Below are 19,703 nucleotides of genomic sequence, written 5' to 3'. Positions count from 1 at the left end.
CAAAAGCGCACAATGGCCGCAGTTAAACAAGACCTGTGTCTCTGAAGGAAAATAACATGAAAACCAAACTGAACCTGTGTGTACTGGCCCTTGCTGGTTTTACTGCTGCCGCTTCTGCCAATATTTCTGTCAACGTCGGCGCCATCACAGTGGCACCAAATGACAGCAGCAGCTCATTAAACGTGGTGGAAAAAGTTGCCGGTTTACCAACAGGATCAACGGCAGTCTCAGTCGACAACAACACCCAACTGGGTCTGACCATCGATTACAAAATTGATAAAAACTGGACCGCTGAACTGATTGCTGCAACGCCATTCAGCCACGACATTGCGGTGAAAGGTTCGGCGATTGACGGTCTGGCGATTGGCAACACCAAACACCTGCCGCCAACCTTAGTCGCGCAGTACCATTTTGATATGGGTAACAGCAACTTCGACCCATTCGTAGGCGTCGGTCTGAACTACACCAAATTCTTCGACGAATCAGCATCAGGCGCGTTAAAAACTACGCTGCAAGCGCTGAAAGTGACCACAGCTTCTGATGACGTTGACCTGAAGTTAAAAGCGAGCTGGGGCCTGGCGCTGCAAGCCGGTTTTAACTACAAACTGAGTGATAACTGGGGCGCCCACTTTGCCGTCAGCAAAATGGACATCGACACCACCGGTGAAGTGCGGGTTAATGACAACGTGATCCAAAGCGTCGACGTGCAAATCGACCCATGGGTCTACATGGTTGGCGTGCGCTGGAGCATGTAATCTCAAATTTATCCTGCGGCAAACGGGATAAAACGCTGGCAGGCAGCCGGTGTAGCAGCACGGACGGTGCAAAATAAGGGGGAACAAAACAGCGGCTATGCCGCTGTTTTTATTTGATGTTACATTACAAAACACGGCGGTCAATTTCAAAGCGCCTGCCCGTTGTATTGTCAGAAGGATCCTCTGACAAGCCTCCCTTTTAATCAGGCAACCTGCTGTTGCGTCAGTGCTTCTAAATCAATGACTCGGTCTGCGGCGGCAATAGTTTCAGGCCTATGAGCAATAATAAGCCGGGTAATATTGAGTTGGTGAATTGCCCGATTCACTGCCGCTTCTGTTTGTGTATCTAAATGACTGGTCGCCTCATCCATTAATAAAATTTTGGGCCGCCGATACAAAGCCCGCGCCAACAAAATACGTTGTTTCTGGCCACCGGATAAAGTCGAGCCCATATCCCCGATCAAAGTGGCGTATTTCATTGGCATCCGTTCAATATCTTCAGCGATCGCCGCCATCCGTGCGCATTGTTGTAACCAGGTATCATCGATTTGTTCGGCGAAAAAACAAATATTATCGCGAATAGAGCCTGATAACAGCTGGTCATCCTGCATGACACTGGCTATTTGTGCACGAAAATGTCGCTGGTCCAGCTCGGTGCTCGGCAGCCCGTCAATTAGTACGCGGCCGCTACTTGGTTGCAACAAACCGAGAATTAACTTCAGCAAGGTGGTTTTGCCGTAGCCTGAAGGTCCTGTCAAAGCAACCGATTCACCTGCGCGGATCTGAAAGTTCAACTGGTTAATCACCAGTGGCGCGTTGTCGCTGTACCGAAAACTTAATTGCTGCACCGCCAAAGCACCTTGCACCTCATGGTGGGCTTTGCCTTCACCAGACAGAACTTCTGCCGGTGTCAATGCAATATCGGCCAGCCGCTCAAAGTGTAGACTTAACATCCGGAACTGGATAAGCTTATCCACCAACCGCACGGAGCGTTCAATAAACTGGCCTTTATAAGCAAGAAACGCAAACAGCATACCGGTGCTAAAACCACCATCCAGTACCGCTCTGGCTCCCAGATACACCACCAGGATATTTTCCAGACCACTGATCAGTTTATTACTCAGCTGATAACTGATGTTAAACATGCCAATGCGAATATCCTGATTCGTCACATCAACATAGAGTTGTTGCCAGTTGCTCTCCCGATTGGTTTCGGCGCCAAACAATTTCACGGTCTGCATGGCACGCAGGGTTTCAATCTGGTGACTGTGCTCTTTCGCAATTGCAAGGATCTGGTTTTCAGTGGCCTCACGGTATTTTGGGTAGAGCATCAGTCTGACCAGCATATAAAGTAACAAGGCCACACAGACCACAAGCGCCAGTGTGCTGCTGTACCAAAACAATACAAAAAGAATTGTCAGTGCCATGAAGCCGTCTATCACAGCCTCCAACAAGCCATTGACGAGCATCTCTTTGACATGCCCCAGTGAACCAAAACGTGATAACACATCGCCAATGTGACGTTTTTCAAAAAAACTGAGCGGCAAGCGCACTAAATGGTGGAACATATTGGCGGCCATTTGCAAATTAAGCGCACTACCCAAATGCAACATAACGAAACTTCGCAGCACTGTAGTGGCACCGTCAAACAGCAACAACAAACCAAATCCAATCGCCAGTACAATCAGCAGTTGCTGGTCACCGCTTAGCAACACATCATCTACAACCACTTGAATATAATAAGGTGTGGCTAAGGTAAAGATTTGCAGCAATACAGTGAGCGCCAGCAACACTGATAAAGAGCGTTTTAAGCCAGTGACACTGCTTAAAAAATCACGAAAGCCTAACCGTTCACCCTGCTTTTTTTGCTGAAAGTTACTCGTCGGCAACAGCTCCAGCGCAATACCGGTAAAATGATCCGATACCTGACTTAACGGCATTTTCAGTCGTCCGCGCGCGGGGTCAACAATAACGCATTGACCAGCTTTTACTTGCTCTAATACAACAAAATGATTCATGTCCCAATGCAAAACAGCTGGCAGTTGCAACTGGGCAAGCTGTTCAAGTTCAATCCGCAGTGGCCGGCCACTCAAATGTAAATGCTCGGCAAAATTGATCAGGTCAAGTAAAGTCGCCCCTTGTAAGGACAGGTTAAACTGGGTGCGGAGTTCAGTGAGACTGGCGCGAAATCCATAAAAACCAGCCACCATCGCCAGACAGGCTAAACCACATTCGGCAGCCTCGGTCTGCTGGATCACCGGCAGCTTTTTATGCGAAAAGAACTGGAGTTGTCCGACTAAAGCGTGCATCAGATTTGTCCTCGTAAACTATACACTGGGTCAAATAACCACTGCATTAAACTGCGTTTTTCCGTGACTAAATCTGCCTCCAGCGTCATACCGGCTTTCAGCGGCAGCGCTTTCTGATAAGCCAGTACCGTTTGCGATGGCAACTTCACCCGTACACGAAAACTAGGACCCGGTAAGGCTAACTCAGGCAAATCAGTGGGTAACAACACAGTATCGCTGATATCAACGACGGTCCCGGTAAAAATACCAAATCGCTGGTAGGGATAAGCGTGGTAACGCAGACGGGCTTCCTGTCCGGTAGCTACAAAACCAATGGCTGCAGTCGGCAGATACAAAACCGCCTCCAGCTGAGGATTTTCCGGAAGCAGGCTCAATGCCAACTGACCGTCGCTGACCTGCTGGCCTGCTTTCAGCTGCAAAGTGCTGACAGTTCCGGCCACTGACGCTATCAACACGCTCTTTTGCTGATGCGATAACTCAGCCAGCCGGCTTTGTTGTTGCGCGACCTGTTGTTCCAACGCCGCGAGCGCCTGCTGATGCTGCGACGGTAAGCTGGCCTGCAGATTTTGCTGGCTGGACAACTGTTGCTGTAATTGCAACAATTGAGAGCGCATCGATTTGTCTTGCTGTTGTAAGGCAAGTAATTGGTCTTGTTGCCGGTTCAACTCAAGTACTGAAATAAACCCTGAACCGGACAGTGTTTGTAATCTGGCGAGCTGCTCAATATTCAGAGTCTGGCGTTCCACCAACGTTTTTTGTTCCGATTTCAATTCTTCAACTTGCAACTCAAGACTGTGTATTTCACTGGCAACTTGTTGCAATGCGAGTTGCTGTTGAGCTTTTAGTTGTTGTTGCTCACTTTGCAATTGCTGCAGAACCCTTTCTGCCTGTGCTAACAATGTCGCGGACAATTCTGTTTGTTGCTGACCAAAACGCTGACTGATGATTTCGGCCAGTGGTGCACCAGCAACGACCATCTGACCATCCTGTACCAGCAACCGGCTGACCATGCCATTTCCTTGCACCTGTACCCGAATCACGCCTGACGTCGGCTGCAAGACTCCACGAACCTGCTGCTTGCGGCTGTACTCACCGTTAATCAGAAAAAACAACCCTGTCACGACAATAAAGAGCAAAAGCAACGTCAGCCAACGGACAGGTGCTGGCTGTATCAGATTGATAGTTCCTGTCAGCCGCTGGTGCTTTTTTTGAAGAACTTCCAAACGAAAAAGAGGTTTGTCCATGGCTGTCTTGTTTCACACTATCTAAATTCGGAACAATGGATTTGCGACAACAATAAGTTATTTATGTCGCAGTACGAGTCGAAATCGGTGGCAATATGCTCACTGATCAGCTGCAATCTGTATGCTTGCACAATAAATGTGACAATCCAAGACTTATAGCGGTCAGGAAAAAAACAAAAATCACTACAAGCTACTTTGTAATTTAATCAGCTGCCGGGCAAACGCTTTACTGATATTGCCATCCATAATTTCATCGTGGAGTCCCCAGATGCCTTCAGGATTCACCTCGAGGAACACAAATTGACCATTCACATCTTCTATCAAGTCATAACATCCTGAAAACAAACCAACCATTTCAGAGTAACTTCTGATTTTTTCTTCAACCTGCTGAGGCAATTTACAGGGGATATAGTCCACCATCATACCGCCAGCCCGATAATCAATATGCATGACTGGATGTTGAAATGGGTCTATCCGAAAAGAAAAAAACTCTCCATTGACATACACACAACGATACTCATATTTCTTATTTACTCTTTCTTGAATAAGTACAGGAAATGGCTCAATATTTTTTCCCAGATTATCCTGAAGATACTCAAGGTCAACCGGACTTGTCATGATAAAGTCCTGAACAACACCTTCACTTTTAACTATAGGGATATACGGCTCCCCTATCGCTTTAGTAATAAATGAATTTTCATCCTGCATCCAATTATGAATGTCCCGCAGTGAATTGGATACGATAGTCCGAGGAATAACAAATCCGCATTTTTTAGCATTGAAAAGTTGTAAAGCTTTCCTGTTAGCCAAAAAATCAAGCTTAGGATCGTTATGCATATATGAAGAAAACAAAGAAATAAAGTTTAAATATGATTCTTTCCTGAAAAATTGCTTAATATACTCACCGGCCCACTCTTCAGTATCTCCAAATCTTCTATAAAGAAATTTAGTACATCGCCAAATCACCGAACTTTGACAAAAACTCAGCCCGTGATAGTCAAAATAGATTTCATTGCAATTATCTATCTGAAAATTTAACGACAAACCGGATGAAAAATCAATTATTGGGGCATCATAGCCTTGCTTGGCAAGCGCCTCTTTCACATAAACAACCTGCTCGACATCTTCACTACCAAAAATAGCAATCATTCTTGCATACCACCTACAGTAATCTGTCCCAGCTTTATTATTTTTTTGTCTCTCTCGACCTCAAGGCGATAACGACCAGTAGGCAAGAACAAATCTTTTATATCTTCAGCTTCTGCAACAAACTGATCAATAGGGACTGCATTACGCCCATGATGCAAATTCACAGCCCTAATTAGTACCGGCCTTTTACTGCCAACAATATTTTTATCTATTTTAATTCTGTGGCGATTTGCCTTAATCCAACTTGGCCTGTCGTTTGAATACTTGTAGAATGGATGGAATACAACAATATCTGCATCACCTTGATAATTTAGTGGTCGCAACCAGTTTGAATTATTCATTTTAAATACTGCAGGCGCTTCGAAGGCAAATTTTTTATCTATATAATCAAGAACATAATCGTTTTGAGATTTATCTTCAATGTAGGTACCTGCAACCTGATCAACAGTAAATGGGATAATACCTGTCTTTTTTATAAAGCGGTTAGCCATCCATTGAATGCCATTTTTTGAAGGCTTTTTTTGTATATGTGAATAACCAGCATAAACAAGCAACTTCATTTCAGGGTTAGAATCTAAAATATTTTTTAAATTTTCCGCTTGTTTCTCTTCTCTTTCTTCAATGCTTTTCGTTTCATACGCTTCGTACGAATGGAGTGTATATCCCAACTTGATACTTTCATTAATCAAATAAGCAAATGCCGGGTCAGCCGTATATATACCTGCAACTGGGTTTGAGTATGTTGAATATCCCTGGCGTTGTGTCGCCGTGGATTGCGATAAACCTTCCATCGCAAAGTGAGTAAACCCTTCGGACTTTAATTTCCTGGCAAGATCTAATGCAAATAATCTATGGAATGATTGATGATGTGACTCGTTAACCATAACTACACGACGTCCCTTGCTTAACTCAACAATTGTTGTAACGGCTTCATAAGCAGAAATGTCATGATTTATCTGTTTCTTAGTGCTATTTGGAGCTATTTCACCAGATGGGTTTATTATCGTATCAGATTTATCATTCATACCGACAAACGAATATAAAATTGATCGTTCATATTCAGACCATTCACCTTTATCACCCTCTAAACACTGGAGCGCGGCCAAGATCAATCCACTTCGGGTGTATGTTTCACAATTTTCCGCACTTGATGAAAATGAGAAAAACACAATAAAAATCAACAACAGCCTCATGGAATCCTCATCATCACTGGCAAAAATAACATATAAAACAATAGCCACATCTTGTGCGGCTATTCTAGTGAAAAACACACTAATTTATATTACGAGGCGTCTAATGTCGGCTCGCTTACTTTTCCTTTTTCGATTTTAAAAGTAAGCTGGCAAGCGCCACCTGATACTTTCTTTGACAACTCAATGTCCAGTTCGAAAAATGAATCGATTTCTTTCGCTTGATTTTTTGACGAATTAATCATAATGCTGGTCATATCCACCTCACGCAGCATCGACAGAATATGAGGTAGTATCACCATTGGTTGTTTTTGTAACTTTTTTACCTTTACAACCGCAAGAACCACCACTAATCAACTTTAACAGCTCAGTGTTTTTTGAAAGATCAATCCGATTCTCAATGCTTGATTTCAATAAAATAGACATAAAATAAACTCCTTTTGATTGAAAAATACAAACCATCTTATCCGCTGGTTTGTCGCTTTATTTGCTTGTACTGTCGCTTCCAAGCCAATCAATGGAATCATACCCAACCAGAAATTTACACCAAAAAACCATATAAATAACATGTTTATCACGCATTTATCACTTAAATAGCGCTTCAGGGTAGCCTTTTTTCACACTGAACCCGATATTGCATTCCCGCCACCTCAAAACGGCAGTTCAGATTTCTGTCATTGCCAGTGAGGCGACATAACAACCACATCAGGGATCTAACAACTTCTCGCGTGCAAAGATCCGCTGTCCTGTGTGGTCAGCAGTGATTTCTTAATAAAAACCATGACGCGAAAGAATTATGAGGATTGGACATGACGAAAAGTGTCGTGGTGTCTGCAGTGCGCTGACCAGTCCTACCAGGGCTATTGCAATTTTTTTCGCTGTATGAGCAGGCGGAGGTGATGATAGAACCTTTAAAAAGGGAGTAAATGTATCGTCACTCATTGCTCCTGCATTTGCGGCGTAACCGCCGTTCCATGGGCATAAAAAATCCCCCGGTATCAGCGGGGGATCTTATGAGCGGTCAGTGACAATCTGTCATCCGTCAAATACGCCTACAATTAGCCCAACCAAACCCGCGCGTTGCGGAACATGCGCAGCCATGGGCTGTCTTCCTGCCACTCGTCCGGGTGCCAGCTGTTGCTGACGGCGCGGAATACGCGCTCCGGATGCGGCATCATGATAGTGACGCGGCCGTCTGTGGTGGTCAGCGCCGTGATCCCGTTGGCAGAACCGTTCGGGTTCGCTGGGTATTGCGTGGTGACCTGGCCATAGTTGTCGACAAAACGCAGCGCGATAGTGCCGCTTTGCTCTGCTGCCGCTAAGGCTTGCGCGCTGGCAAACTCAGTATGGCCTTCACCATGTGACACGGCGATTGGCATCCGTGAACCGGCCATGCCAGCAAACAGCAATGACGGGTTCTGCTGCACTTCGACCAAGCTGAAACGTGCTTCAAAGCGTTCAGATTTATTGCGGACAAAACGTGGCCACAAATCAGCACCTGGAATTAACGATTTCAGATTCGACACCATCTGGCAGCCGTTACAGACGCCGAGCGTGAACGTCGACTCGCGTTCAAAGAACTGACTGAATTCACGCCGCGCCAGCTCGTTAAACAGGATAGATTTGGCCCAGCCTTCACCGGCACCTAACACGTCACCGTAGCTAAAACCGCCACAAGCGACCAGACCGTTAAATTCTTCCAGACTGCGACGACCGCTCAGAATGTCGCTCATGTGCACGTCGACCGCGGTGAAACCAGCACGATTAAAGGCTGCCGCCATTTCCACGTGCGAGTTGACGCCTTGCTCACGCAGCACGGCAACTTTCGGCTTAGCACCTTTGAGGATATAAGGCGCAGCAACATCTTCGTTTAGGTCAAAACTCAGTTTGACGTTCAGACCTGGGTCTTGTTGGTCCGCTTTAGCCGCGAATTCCTGTTCAGCGCAGGCCGGGTTATCACGACGAGACTGGATCTGATTCGTCGTTTCAGCCCAGATACAACGCAGACGCGTGCGGCTGTCACTGTAAATCACTTGCTCGCCACGGCTTACCACCAGCGCATCAGTGTTGCTGACTGCGCCCAGCACATAGCTGTTTGCCGCCAGACCATGCTTCGCCAGCACTTGCTGGACATAAGCCAACTCACTGTCCGCAACCTGAATCACAGCGCCCAGCTCTTCGCTGAACAGCACGGCAAGGTCGTCACCGCCCAGGGCGTTGATATCAACGTTCCAGCCGGCTTTACCGGCGAAAGCCATTTCCGCCAGCGTGACCAAAAGACCACCGTCTGAACGGTCGTGGTACGCCAGCAGTTTTTGTTCATGGGTCAGCTGCTGAATGGCGTGGAAGAAATTCGCCAGTAGTTCTGGTGAGGCCAGATCCGGTGCATGTTGGCCCAGCTGTTTGTAAACTTGTGCCAGACAAGAAGCGCCTAAGCGGTTTTCACCAAGGCCTAAATCAATCAGCAACAACGAGCTAGCGCCTTTATCGGTACGCAGTTGTGGCGTCACTGTTTTACGCACGTCTTCAACGCGGGCAAAGGCGGTGATGACCAGTGACATTGGCGCAGTCACTGCTTTGTCTTCACCGTTGTCCTGCCACTTGGTTTTCATCGACATCGAGTCTTTACCGACCGGAATAGTGATGCCAAGTGCCGGACACAGTTCTTCGCCGATAGCTTTGACTGCCTGATACAGACCGGCGTCTTCACCCGGGTGACCGGCTGCAGACATCCAGTTGGCGGATAACTTAATGCGTTTTAAATCACCAATGTCGGTCGCTGCAATATTGGTGATAGCTTCTGCCACCGCCAGACGCGCTGAAGCGCCGAAATCTAACAGCGCGACCGGCGTGCGCTCACCCATCGACATCGCTTCGCCGTGATAAGTATCCAACGCGGCAGTCGTGACGGCACAGTTCGCCACCGGTACCTGCCATGGACCGACCATCTGGTCACGCGCCACCATGCCGGTGACAGAACGGTCACCAATGGTGATTAAGAAAGTTTTTTCGGCAATCGTTGGTAAACGCAATAAGCGTTCAGTCGCAGCCTGAATACTGACACCAGCAAATTCTAACGCTTTGCCGCTGGTTTGTTTTGACGCGACGTCACGGTGCATTTTTGGTGCTTTGCCAAGTAATACCGACAATGGCAGGTCAATTGGCGTATTGCCAAAATGCGTATCCGACAGCGTCAGGTGCTGCTCAGCCGTCGCTTCACCGACCACCGCATAAGGTGCACGTTCACGTTTACAGATTTGTTCAAACACTGGCATTTTGTCGGCCGGGATCGCCATCACGTAGCGTTCTTGCGACTCGTTACACCAGATCTCTAACGGAGACATGCCTGGCTCATCGTTCGGTACGTTGCGCAGTTCAAACTTACCACCAACGCCGCCGTCGTTCACCAGTTCCGGGAAGGCATTAGATAAACCACCGGCACCGACGTCGTGGATAAACACAATCGGGTTGTCCGCGCCCAACTGCCAGCATCGGTCGATCACTTCCTGACACCGGCGTTCAATTTCCGGGTTTTCGCGCTGCACTGAGGCAAAATCCAAATCTTCGGCAGATTGGCCAGAGGCCATCGAAGACGCTGCACCACCACCGAGGCCGATATTCATCGCTGGGCCACCGAGCACGACTAACTTGGCGCCAACCGGTAAATCCCCTTTTTGCACGTGTTCAGCACGGATGTTGCCAAGACCACCGGCGATCATGATGGGTTTATGGTAACCACGTACTTCCTCACCGTTGTGGCTTGGCACTTGCTCTTCATAAGTGCGGAAATAACCGAGGATGTTTGGCCGGCCGAATTCGTTGTTAAACGCAGCGCCGCCGAGTGGGCCTTCGGTCATGATGTCCAGCGCCGACACAATGCGGCCTGGTTTACCAAAATCGGTTTCCCACGGCTGTTCAAAGCCAGGAATACGTAAGTTCGATACTGAGAAACCCACCAAACCGGCTTTTGGTTTAGAACCCACGCCCGTCGCGCCTTCATCACGAATTTCACCACCAGACCCTGTGGCAGCGCCTGGAAACGGCGAAATCGCCGTTGGGTGGTTGTGCGTTTCGACTTTCATCAGCACATGAATATCTTCGTGATGGTACTGATATTCCTGCGTATCCGGCGTCGGGAAGAAACGGCCGGCTTTTGAACCTTCCATCACCGCGGCGTTGTCTTTGTAAGCCGACAGCACATAGTCCGGCGTCTTTTCCATGGTGTTTTTGATCATTTTAAACAGCGACTTCGGCTGTTTCTCGCCGTCGATGGTCCAGTCGGCGTTGAAAATTTTGTGGCGGCAGTGCTCAGAGTTGGCCTGCGCAAACATATAAAGTTCGATGTCGTTCGGGTTACGGCCCAGTGCGGTGAAGTTGCTGAACAGATAGTCGATTTCATCATCGGCCAACGCCAGGCCCATACGGATATTGGCTTCAACCAACGCTGCGCGGCCACCGGCCAGAATGTCGACCGAAGATACCGGCGCCGGTTCAGCTTTGCTAAACAGGGCGGCGGCTTGCTGCAGTTCAGTAAACACCACTTCCATCATGCGGTCGTGGATCAGCGCTGCCACTTGTTGCTGCTCAGTTGCAGACAGTGAGCGCGTGGTAGTCAGGTAATAAGCGACACCGCGTTCTAACCGCAGCACTTTGTTCAGGCCACAGTTGTGCGCGATATCGGTCGCTTTAGACGACCAAGGAGAGATAGTGCCAGGACGTGGCGTCACCAGTAATAACTGGCCGGCCGGCTGGTGCGATGCCAGCGTTGGTCCGTAGGTCAGCAGTTTTTCCAGCGTGTTGTGCTCAGCAGCGCTCAGGCTGTCGGTCACATCGGCAAAATGCATAAATTCGGCATAAACATCGCTGACAGGCAGTTGGGCCTCGGCACACAGATCGATGATTTTCTGAACTCGGAACTCGGACAGTGCAGCTGCACCACGCAGGATTAACATAGATTTTTTTCCCGTGGGTTGGTCGTGGACGGAACCTTGAAATCGGCGCCGCATTATAAAGAAAAAAGCCGTCCTTGGGTATCAATAAAGCCGTTTGAGCGCGCATTTGCCTAGCCTGCGCCGCTTGACCTGCACAGTGAAAACCAGTTGCTGTCACGGCAATGCCTGACGAATTGCGCAAAATTTGATATAAATACCGGCTTCTGTGACCAAAGGCTTTATGTGAATGCGTATTTTTCTGTCTGTAATGCTGTGGATTGTCCTGCTGACCGGCTGTAGCCCGGCGCCGACACCTATGCACTTACATCAGATTTATCAAAGAGATAGCATTCGCGTTGGCATCTTAAATGGTCCAACCAGCTATTTTGTTGGCCCGGATGGCGCGACCGGTTATGAATATGAGCTGGCGCAGGCACTGGCGGATAAACTTGGTGTGAAACTCGAGCTGGTCAGCGCTTTCCATATTGATGAGCTGTTAGTGAAACTTAGTAATGGCGATATTGATTTAATCGCCAGCGGTTCCACCATCTCCGAAGCCTTACAACAAAAATACCGGCTGGCGCCGGCTTATCAGCTGGCTGATGAAGTGCTGGTGTTTGGCCAGCAAACACGCCGGCCCAAGACCTTGCAGGACCTGTCTGGTCCTATTGTGGTGCTAAAAGGCTCCAGCCAGGCCGAAACACTGCTGGCGCTGAAAACTTCAGAACCGCAGCTGCAAATTGAATTAAACGACACCGACGACCCAACCGAACTGTTGCAAAAAGTCGCTGAAGGCAAAATCGCCTACACCCTCGCCGATTCACATATGCTGGCGATCAATCAGCGTTTTTACCCCAACCTCGGCGTGGCTTTAACGTTAAAACGCCAACAACCGGTGGCGTGGCTGCTGCCAAAAAATAATGACGATTCGCTGTACAGCGTGCTTATTGAGTTTTTTGGCCGCAGTTATGAAGGCGCAGATTTGCTGACGCTGGAAGATAAGTACTTTGGCCATGTGCGGCGTTTTAATTATGCCGACACGCTGGATTACATCGAAGCAATCGATAAAACCCTGCCGCGTTACAAAAATATGTTTGAACAACATGCCGGTCCACTGGACTGGCGTCTGCTGGCGGCGCTGGCCTATCAGGAATCACGCTGGGATCCAAAAGCACGCAGCCCGCAGGGCGTCGTCGGTATGATGATGCTGACCGTCGATACAGCCAATCTGATGAAAGTGTCGAGCCGGGTCGATGCGTCACAAAGCATCCGCGGTGGCAGCCGCTATCTGCAACGGATGCTGGACCGCTTACCCGAACGGATCCCGATGCCGGACCGGCTTTGGTTTGCACTTGCTGCTTACAATTTGGGTTTAAGTCATGTTGAAAGCGCGCGCTTGCTGACGGAAAAAGACGGGGCCAATGCCGATAACTGGGCCGAAGTGAAACAACGGCTGCCGCAGCTGCGCCAACGTAAATACTACCGGCAGACCCGCACTGGTTATGCGCGTGGCGACATGGCGGTGTATTACGTTGAGAATATCCGCCGCTATTACGACACGTTATTGTGGGTGGATGAACGCAAACAAGCAGAGCAGCAACAGGCCGCACAAAAACCGACAGGGCAAATACAACGTAAATCTAAAACTGCTGCGACAGCAACAACATCAGCGCAGACCGTGACTACGCCAAAACCAGCGCTGAAATCGACTACCGAAGACAAAAAATCTGAACCAAAACGCAACTGAATGACTCGAACTGTTGCTGTTACACCGCAGCGCTTGCTGCAGTGTGCTTGAAGGCACGGGACGATTTCCCTATAGTGGCGGCATTCAGTGAAAGGAAGTGGACATGTTAAGAAGAAAAAGACCGAAAATGTTACGCAAACGCCGGCTGATGGATGTAGGCGCCAGTCGCCGCCGGGTCAAACGCAATATGTCAGTGTTAAAACTGTTTCGCCGCCAGCGCGAATATAATCAGCTAGCCGCATCCCCTGTCGCTTTACCCGCAGAGATCTGCGGCTGAGTCAGCTCTGCCTGTTCGGCGTTTTTCTGCAATTTCAGCGCTTTTTGCTCGGCGCGGCGTTTCTTAAAAAAATCTGACAATTGCCTGGCACAGTCTTCAGCCAGCACCCCGCCGCACACCTCCAACTGATGGTTCAGCTGCGGATGACGCACAATATCAAACACCGAGCCACAAGCGCCGGCTTTCAGATCGGTCGCACCAAACACCAGTCGCTGCACTCTGCTGTGGACCAAAGCTCCGGCACACATGGCACAAGGTTCCAACGTCACATACAAAGTACAATCCAGCATCCGGTAGTTTTTCAGCACCAGACCGGCCTGACGAATCGCCTGCATTTCCGCATGCGCGGTCGGATCATGCCGGCAGATCGATAGATTCCAGCCTTCTCCCAGCACCTGACCGTCTTTGACCAGCACAGCGCCAACCGGCACTTCACCGGCAGCTTCAGCTTTGGCAGCCAATTGCATCGCATATAACATCCAGTGCTGATCGGTATCGCTGCTGTTCACGAAAGTTCTCCTGTCATCATCGCGACCGATTTTATCATGGCAAGCGCCAGCTGCAGCGGTGAAAATCACCAGAAATTGGCGAAAATAAACTATTCATAGTTGCATGCTGTAACAAGTTCGTTGTTTTATAAGTGAAATATTTATGGCATAACAGTTGCGAGACGACTTCTGTTCAGTCAAAAAATCACAGGGGAATTCAGATGGGTGTATTTGATATTGGTTTTATCGCGGTTGTTGGTGCATTTGCTTATGCCTTTTATGAACAGCACACCAAGACTAAAGTGAAATTGGCTACCGCCAACCAGAATACCGACGATGTGCGGGCACAGCTGGAGCAGTTAAAGCAGCGGGTCGCAACCTTAGAAGCCATCGTCACCGACAAGTCCTATACATTAAAAGACCAAATCAACCGGTTATAACCGAGCAAACACGGAAACAAAAACAGCAGCCTGAGCTGCTGTTTTGTTTTATGCGTTGACCATTATTCCCATTCAATGGTCGCAGGTGGTTTACCCGACACATCATAAACCACACGGCTGATGCCATTGATTTCATTGATGATGCGGTTAGACACATGACCCAGCAACTCATATGGCAAGTGCGCCCAATGCGCGGTCATAAAGTCGATAGTTTGTACGGCGCGTAAGCTGACCACCCAGTCATACTTGCGACCATCGCCCATCACACCGACCGATTTCACCGGCAGGAATACGACAAAGGCCTGGCTGACCTGATCATACCAACCGCTGTTACGCAGCTCTTCGATGAAAATCGCATCAGCGCGGCGCAGAATGTCGCAATATTCTTTTTTCACTTCGCCGAGCACACGCACACCAAGGCCTGGTCCCGGGAACGGGTGACGGTACAGCATATCGTAAGGCAGACCCAGCGCCAGACCAACTTTGCGCACTTCGTCTTTAAACAGCTCACGCAGCGGCTCAACCAGACCCATTTTCATATCCGCCGGCAAACCGCCGACGTTATGGTGTGATTTGATCACATGGGCTTTGCCGGTTTTCGAGGCGGCCGATTCAATCACGTCCGGATAAATCGTGCCTTGTGCCAGCCACTTGGCGTTTTGCAGTTTTTTCGCTTCTTCGTCGAACACTTCAACGAACACCCGGCCAATGATTTTGCGTTTGGCTTCCGGCTCCGCTTCACCTTGCAGCGCGTCGAGGAAGCGTTGCTCGGCTTTGACATGGATAATGTTCAGACCAAAATGATCGCCAAACATTTCCATCACCTGTGCGCCTTCGTTTAAGCGCAGCAGACCGTTATCAACAAACACACAAGTCAGGTTTTTACCGATGGCGCGGTGCAGCAGCATCGCTACGACCGATGAATCAACACCACCGGACAGGCCTAAAATCACCTGATCGTCGCCAATTTGTTTTTTCAGATTCACGATAGCGTCATCGATGATCGACGCCGGCGTCCACAGCTTTTCACAACCGCAGATGTCGACGACAAACTGCTCCAGCATGCGCAGGCCCTGGCGGGTATGCGTCACTTCCGGGTGGAACTGTACGCCGTAGAATTGTTTGGCTTCATTCGCCATCGCCGCATGCGGGCAAGTGGGCGTCAGTGCCGTGGTAACAAAACCTTCAGGAATTGCGACGACTTTATCGCCATGGCTCATCCAGACGTCGAGTAAACCGTGGCCCTGTTCGTTCAGGTGATCTTCAATGCCGTTAAACAACGCGCTTGGGCTGACCACTTCAACCTGGGCATAACCAAATTCACGCTTGTCGGAACTGGCGACTTTACCGCCCAGCTGCTCCGCCATCGTTTGCATGCCGTAACAGACGCCCAATACCGGCACATTGGCTTCAAATACATACTTCGGTGCCCGCGGTGAACCGGCTTCAGTCACACTTTCCGGACCGCCGGACAGGATAATCCCGGTTGGATTAAACTCAGCGATTTGCTCAGCCGTGACATCCCAGGCCCACAATTCACAATAGACACCAATTTCGCGGACGCGACGCGCGATCAGCTGAGTGTATTGCGAACCGAAATCGAGGATCAGGATTTTATGGAAATGAATATTTTTGCTCATATCAACCTTTTTAAGGTACGAGGCCATGCTGGCCCGGAAAATACAGCGCCGGCGTCAGGAGGTCTGAGGCCGGCGCTGGAATTTTTTAACTGACGCGGTAGTTGGGTGCTTCTTTGGTGATCTGCACGTCGTGGACGTGCGATTCACCCATGCCGGCCGCAGTCACTTTGACAAACACTGGTTTGGTGCGCAGCTCGCCGATCGTGGCACAACCGGTCAGACCCATTGATGAGCGCAGGCCGCCCATTTGCTGGTGAATGATGTTTTCAATCGGGCCTTTGTACGCCACACGGCCTTCGATACCTTCCGGCACCAGTTTTTCCGCGCTGTTGCTGCCCTGGAAATAGCGGTCTGACGAACCGTTACGCTGTGCCATGGCGCCTAAAGAACCCATGCCACGGTACGATTTGTAATAACGGCCCTGATACAGTTCGACGTCACCCGGCGCTTCTTCAGTACCGGCAAACATCGAACCGACCATCACACAATGCGCGCCCGCTACTAAAGCTTTTGACACGTCACCGGAGAAGCGGATACCGCCGTCAGCGATGATACAAACGTCCATCCCTTTGACGCCTTCCACTGCATCAGCAATAGCGGTGATTTGTGGCACACCACAACCGGTGACAATGCGCGTGGTACAGATAGAACCAGGGCCAATGCCGACTTTGACGGCGTTGGCACCGGCTTCAGCCAGCGCTTTGGCGCCTTCGGCTGTTGCTACGTTACCGGCAACAATCTGTAAATCCGGGTACATGGCGCGGGTTTGCTTCACCCGGTCCATCACGCCTTGCGAGTGGCCGTGTGAGGTATCAATTAACAGAATGTCAACGCCCGCTTCCACTAAAGCAGCGATGCGTTCATCGGTACCAGGGCCAACGCCGACGGCCGCGCCGACGCGTAACCGGCCAAATTCGTCTTTACAGGCGTTTGGTTTGCTGGCGGCTTTGTAGTAGTCACGCACTGTGATGAGGCCTTTTAATTTAAAGGCATTATCAACGACTAAGACTTTTTCGATGCGGTGCTTGTGCATCAGCGCTAATGCATTCTGACGCGGTGAATCTTCATGCACAGTGACCAGGCGTTCACGCGGAGTCATCACTGAAGAGATTGGAGCCTGCGGGTTGGTTTCGACGTTTAAGTCGCGACCGGTGACGATACCCAGTAGATTGCCTTCAGCATCGACTACCGGGAAACCGGAGAAACCATGTTGTTGCGACAGCAGCTGTACGTCACGCACGGTTTGTTCAGCACGGACTGTGACCGGATCAGACACCACACCACTTTCGTATTTTTTTACTTTACGAACGTTGGCGGCCTGTTCTTCAATGGTCATATTCTTGTGGATAAATCCTAAACCACCTTCCTGCGCCAGCGCGATGGCCAGGCGGGCTTCAGTGACAGTGTCCATCGACGCGGAAACCATCGGGATATTCAGGCTGATTTTGCTGGTCAGTTGAGTCCGCAGATCTGCGGTATGAGGTAGTACGGTGGAGTGCGCCGGTACAAGTAACACGTCGTCAAATGTAAGGGCTTCTTTGACTATCCTGAGCATTGCAACAATCTCGCTGTGGTGGTTAAAAATCGGGGAATGTTGCGGCGCAATTTTATCCGCAAAGCGCGTTTCAAACAACGCATTTTTTGTTTTTGTGACTGTATTTGTGCTAGTTTAGCCAGATCACTTGTTATGCCTGCCTGCCATGAATCACACGCAAAATCCCAGCACAAACCCGGAGATCTACACCATTTCGCGGCTAAATGCCGAAGTTCGCCTGACTCTGGAGCTGCAATTCCGCCAGCTTTGGCTCTGTGGTGAGATCTCAAATTTTGTTGCCGCCAGTTCCGGTCATTGGTATTTCTCGTTAAAAGACGCGGCAGCACAGGTCAAAGTGGCAATGTTCAAGCAGGCGAACCGCAATGCCGCCTTTGTGCCGCGCAATGGTCAGCAAGTACTGATCCGCGCCCGCATCAGTGTGTATGAACCGCGTGGGGAGTATCAGCTGCTGGTCGATTTTATCGAACCGGCCGGTGATGGCCTGCTGCGCCAGCAATACGAAATGCTCAAAGCCAAACTGACTGCTGAAGGCTTGTTTGCGCCGGAGCGGAAGAAACCACTGCCATCACAAGTGCAGCGCATTGGCGTGATCACCTCGCCGACCGGCGCCGCAGTGCGCGATATTCTGACGGTATTGGCACGGCGCGCGCCGGCGCTGGAAGTCATTATTTACCCGGCCTTAGTGCAGGGCGCGCAAGCCGCGCAGGATTTACAGGCCGCGCTGGGGCATGCGATCCGGCGCAATGAAGTCGACGTGCTGATTATTGGCCGTGGCGGCGGTTCACTGGAAGATTTGTATTGTTTTAACGATGAGCAACTGGCCCGTCAAATCGCCCACTGCCCGCTGCCGATTGTCAGCGCCGTTGGCCACGAAATCGATTTTACTATCGCCGATTTTGTCGCGGATGTGCGGGCAGCAACACCGTCGGCGGCGGCCGAATTGGTGTCTCCAGATCAACAACATCAACTGACGCAGCTGATCCAGCTGCAACAACGGCTTAGCCGCGCAGTACGCCAGCGACTGGGCCAACAGGCGCAGTGGTTTTTACAGCAACACAGCAAATTACAGCTGCTGCATCCGAAACGGCGGCTGGAACAACAACAGCAACGCCTCGATGAATTACAGCTACGGCTGCACCGTGCCGGGCAACAGCAGCTGGAGCGCAAAGAGCGCCAGCTTGAGCAGCACCAGCAACGGTTATTGCAGCATGCGCCGCGCACTGCGGTGCTGCAGCAACACGCTACTTCGCTGCATGAGCGGCTGCAACGTGCGATGCAGCAACATCTGCAAATGCGGACACAGGAATGGCAACAATACAGCGCTTTATTACATCAGGTCAGCCCGCTGGCCACACTCAATCGTGGGTATAGCTTAAGTTTCAATGCAGAAAATAGCCTAGTAAAATCAGTGCAGCAGCTAAAAAGCGGCGACGCGCTGACGGTACGATTTGCCGACGGTCATGTCGTCACTGAAGTAAAACAGATCAAAGCGAATTAGTTGGCTGACGTCAGCGCTGTGCGGATCAACGCGACTTTTTCCGGCCGCTCAAACAACTGATATAGCTCCAGCCAGTCGGTAAGCGCCATCCAGCTGACACCATGACGTTGTTCACAGCGGCTAGGCACAAACGGCCATTGCTGCATTGTCGCTGCTTGCCGGACCTGAACTCCCGCCATCACCTCAATCACCAGACCAGAGTGATGCTGATAACGGCGGAAAAACCGGCTGCAATATTGCGGATGCGCAACCACCGGCAACTCGGTGCTGCACTGCTGCAGACGCGCGACTAACGCAGGGAGTGCCGCTTCGCTACAAACTAAATCGATATCGCGAAAATCAGCCTGCAGCTGGTGTTCAACCAATAACAAACTGCCACCAATGCCCCAGTCGGACACCGTTGCCAGCGGTCTGAGCAGCGCCAGCGCCTGCTGAAATTTGTCTGACATCTCTCGAACTCCCTGACACTTTCTTACAGAT

At 50.0% G+C, this 19,703-nt stretch carries 15 protein-coding genes; 4 read left to right on the top strand and 11 right to left on the bottom strand.

Annotated elements, in window-relative coordinates; translation table 11 throughout:
* Window positions 1–56 precede the first annotated feature (56 nt).
* Entirely contained in the window at window positions 57–755 is a 699-nt protein-coding gene (locus tag ACQ66Q_RS13490; protein WP_430457283.1) for an OmpW/AlkL family protein, read from the top strand.
* 203 nt (window positions 756–958) lie between these two features.
* On the opposite strand, the gene ACQ66Q_RS13485 is transcribed toward ACQ66Q_RS13490, so the two are convergent.
* The 7 genes from ACQ66Q_RS13485 to purL form a co-directional block, all read right to left on the bottom strand.
* Window positions 959–3,064 carry a peptidase domain-containing ABC transporter gene (locus ACQ66Q_RS13485; protein WP_430457282.1) on the bottom strand — a complete coding sequence of 702 codons (2,106 nt, stop codon included), beginning with the start codon at window positions 3,062–3,064 and terminating at the stop codon, window positions 959–961.
* On the bottom strand, window positions 3,064–4,200 hold the full coding sequence (locus ACQ66Q_RS13480; protein WP_430457281.1) for an HlyD family secretion protein: 1,137 nt from the start codon (window positions 4,198–4,200) through the stop codon (window positions 3,064–3,066). The genes ACQ66Q_RS13485 and ACQ66Q_RS13480 overlap by 1 nt, the downstream gene beginning before the upstream one ends.
* A gap of 291 nt (window positions 4,201–4,491) precedes the next feature.
* Window positions 4,492–5,457: a hypothetical protein gene (locus tag ACQ66Q_RS13475; protein ID WP_430457280.1), complete on the bottom strand. Its 966-nt coding sequence runs from the start codon at window positions 5,455–5,457 to the stop codon at window positions 4,492–4,494.
* Window positions 5,454–6,698, bottom strand: a complete 1,245-nt coding sequence (locus ACQ66Q_RS13470) for a hypothetical protein (protein WP_430457279.1) — start codon at window positions 6,696–6,698, stop codon at window positions 5,454–5,456. Before ACQ66Q_RS13470 ends, ACQ66Q_RS13475 begins: the two co-directional genes overlap by 4 nt.
* Window positions 6,699–6,739: 41 nt before the next feature.
* Window positions 6,740–6,904 carry a hypothetical protein gene (locus tag ACQ66Q_RS13465; RefSeq protein ID WP_430457278.1) on the bottom strand — a complete coding sequence of 55 codons (165 nt, stop codon included), beginning with the start codon at window positions 6,902–6,904 and terminating at the stop codon, window positions 6,740–6,742.
* A gap of 7 nt (window positions 6,905–6,911) precedes the next feature.
* The gene (locus ACQ66Q_RS13460) at window positions 6,912–7,073 is read right to left on the bottom strand and encodes a hypothetical protein (protein WP_430457277.1); all 162 of its coding nucleotides are present in this window, start codon (window positions 7,071–7,073) and stop codon (window positions 6,912–6,914) included.
* Between the two features lie 632 nt (window positions 7,074–7,705).
* The gene (purL, locus tag ACQ66Q_RS13455) at window positions 7,706–11,599 is read right to left on the bottom strand and encodes a phosphoribosylformylglycinamidine synthase (protein WP_430457276.1); all 3,894 of its coding nucleotides are present in this window, start codon (window positions 11,597–11,599) and stop codon (window positions 7,706–7,708) included.
* A 226-nt stretch (window positions 11,600–11,825) separates the two neighbouring features.
* Between purL and mltF the strand changes: the two genes are divergently transcribed.
* A complete protein-coding gene (mltF, locus tag ACQ66Q_RS13450) occupies window positions 11,826–13,325 on the top strand; it encodes a membrane-bound lytic murein transglycosylase MltF (RefSeq protein WP_430457275.1) in 1,500 nt (499 codons plus the stop codon).
* Between the two features lie 228 nt (window positions 13,326–13,553).
* On the opposite strand, the gene tadA is transcribed toward mltF, so the two are convergent.
* Window positions 13,554–14,111: a tRNA adenosine(34) deaminase TadA gene (gene tadA / locus ACQ66Q_RS13445; protein WP_430457274.1), complete on the bottom strand. Its 558-nt coding sequence runs from the start codon at window positions 14,109–14,111 to the stop codon at window positions 13,554–13,556.
* Window positions 14,112–14,311: 200 nt separating this feature from the next.
* Between tadA and ACQ66Q_RS13440 the strand changes: the two genes are divergently transcribed.
* Window positions 14,312–14,530, top strand: coding sequence for a hypothetical protein (locus ACQ66Q_RS13440; protein ID WP_377243961.1), 219 nt, complete (start codon window positions 14,312–14,314; stop codon window positions 14,528–14,530).
* A 62-nt stretch (window positions 14,531–14,592) separates the two neighbouring features.
* On the opposite strand, the gene guaA is transcribed toward ACQ66Q_RS13440, so the two are convergent.
* Both guaA and guaB read right to left on the bottom strand, forming a co-directional pair.
* Entirely contained in the window at window positions 14,593–16,170 is a 1,578-nt protein-coding gene (gene guaA, locus ACQ66Q_RS13435; protein ID WP_430457273.1) for a glutamine-hydrolyzing GMP synthase, read from the bottom strand.
* 85 nt (window positions 16,171–16,255) lie between these two features.
* Window positions 16,256–17,725 (bottom strand): IMP dehydrogenase, encoded by a 1,470-nt coding sequence (gene guaB, locus ACQ66Q_RS13430; protein WP_430457272.1) that lies wholly within the window; start codon window positions 17,723–17,725, stop codon window positions 16,256–16,258.
* A gap of 145 nt (window positions 17,726–17,870) precedes the next feature.
* On the opposite strand from guaB, the gene xseA reads away from it, so the two are divergent.
* The gene (gene xseA, locus ACQ66Q_RS13425; RefSeq protein WP_430457271.1) at window positions 17,871–19,223 is read left to right on the top strand and encodes an exodeoxyribonuclease VII large subunit; all 1,353 of its coding nucleotides are present in this window, start codon (window positions 17,871–17,873) and stop codon (window positions 19,221–19,223) included.
* Here xseA and ACQ66Q_RS13420 read toward each other — a convergent pair.
* Window positions 19,220–19,672, bottom strand: coding sequence for a hypothetical protein (locus ACQ66Q_RS13420; RefSeq protein WP_430457270.1), 453 nt, complete (start codon window positions 19,670–19,672; stop codon window positions 19,220–19,222). The genes xseA and ACQ66Q_RS13420 overlap by 4 nt on opposite strands.
* Between the last annotated feature and the right edge of the window lie 31 nt (window positions 19,673–19,703).

This window comes from Rheinheimera sp. (assembly GCF_965283995.1).
GTDB lineage: Bacteria > Pseudomonadota > Gammaproteobacteria > Enterobacterales > Alteromonadaceae > Pararheinheimera.
Note: the sequence above shows the minus strand (reverse complement) of the source record. Positions and strands in the feature narration are given on the sequence as shown.

Bases quoted from the DNA above. Each gene is read 5' to 3' on its own strand.
- ACQ66Q_RS13420 (WP_430457270.1), bottom strand. From the start codon at position 19,672: ATGTCAGACAAATTTCAGCAGGCGCTGGCGCTGCTCAGACCGCTGGCA.
- ACQ66Q_RS13465 (WP_430457278.1), bottom strand. From the start codon at position 6,904: ATGACCAGCATTATGATTAATTCGTCAAAAAATCAAGCGAAAGAAATC.
- purL (WP_430457276.1), bottom strand. From the start codon at position 11,599: ATGTTAATCCTGCGTGGTGCAGCTGCACTGTCCGAGTTCCGAGTTCAG.
- ACQ66Q_RS13490 (WP_430457283.1), top strand. From the start codon at position 57: ATGAAAACCAAACTGAACCTGTGTGTACTGGCCCTTGCTGGTTTTACT.
- mltF (WP_430457275.1), top strand. From the start codon at position 11,826: ATGCGTATTTTTCTGTCTGTAATGCTGTGGATTGTCCTGCTGACCGGC.
- ACQ66Q_RS13475 (WP_430457280.1), bottom strand. From the start codon at position 5,457: ATGATTGCTATTTTTGGTAGTGAAGATGTCGAGCAGGTTGTTTATGTG.
- xseA (WP_430457271.1), top strand. From the start codon at position 17,871: ATGAATCACACGCAAAATCCCAGCACAAACCCGGAGATCTACACCATT.
- ACQ66Q_RS13485 (WP_430457282.1), bottom strand. From the start codon at position 3,064: ATGCACGCTTTAGTCGGACAACTCCAGTTCTTTTCGCATAAAAAGCTG.
- ACQ66Q_RS13440 (WP_377243961.1), top strand. From the start codon at position 14,312: ATGGGTGTATTTGATATTGGTTTTATCGCGGTTGTTGGTGCATTTGCT.
- guaB (WP_430457272.1), bottom strand. From the start codon at position 17,725: ATGCTCAGGATAGTCAAAGAAGCCCTTACATTTGACGACGTGTTACTT.
- guaA (WP_430457273.1), bottom strand. From the start codon at position 16,170: ATGAGCAAAAATATTCATTTCCATAAAATCCTGATCCTCGATTTCGGT.
- ACQ66Q_RS13460 (WP_430457277.1), bottom strand. From the start codon at position 7,073: ATGTCTATTTTATTGAAATCAAGCATTGAGAATCGGATTGATCTTTCA.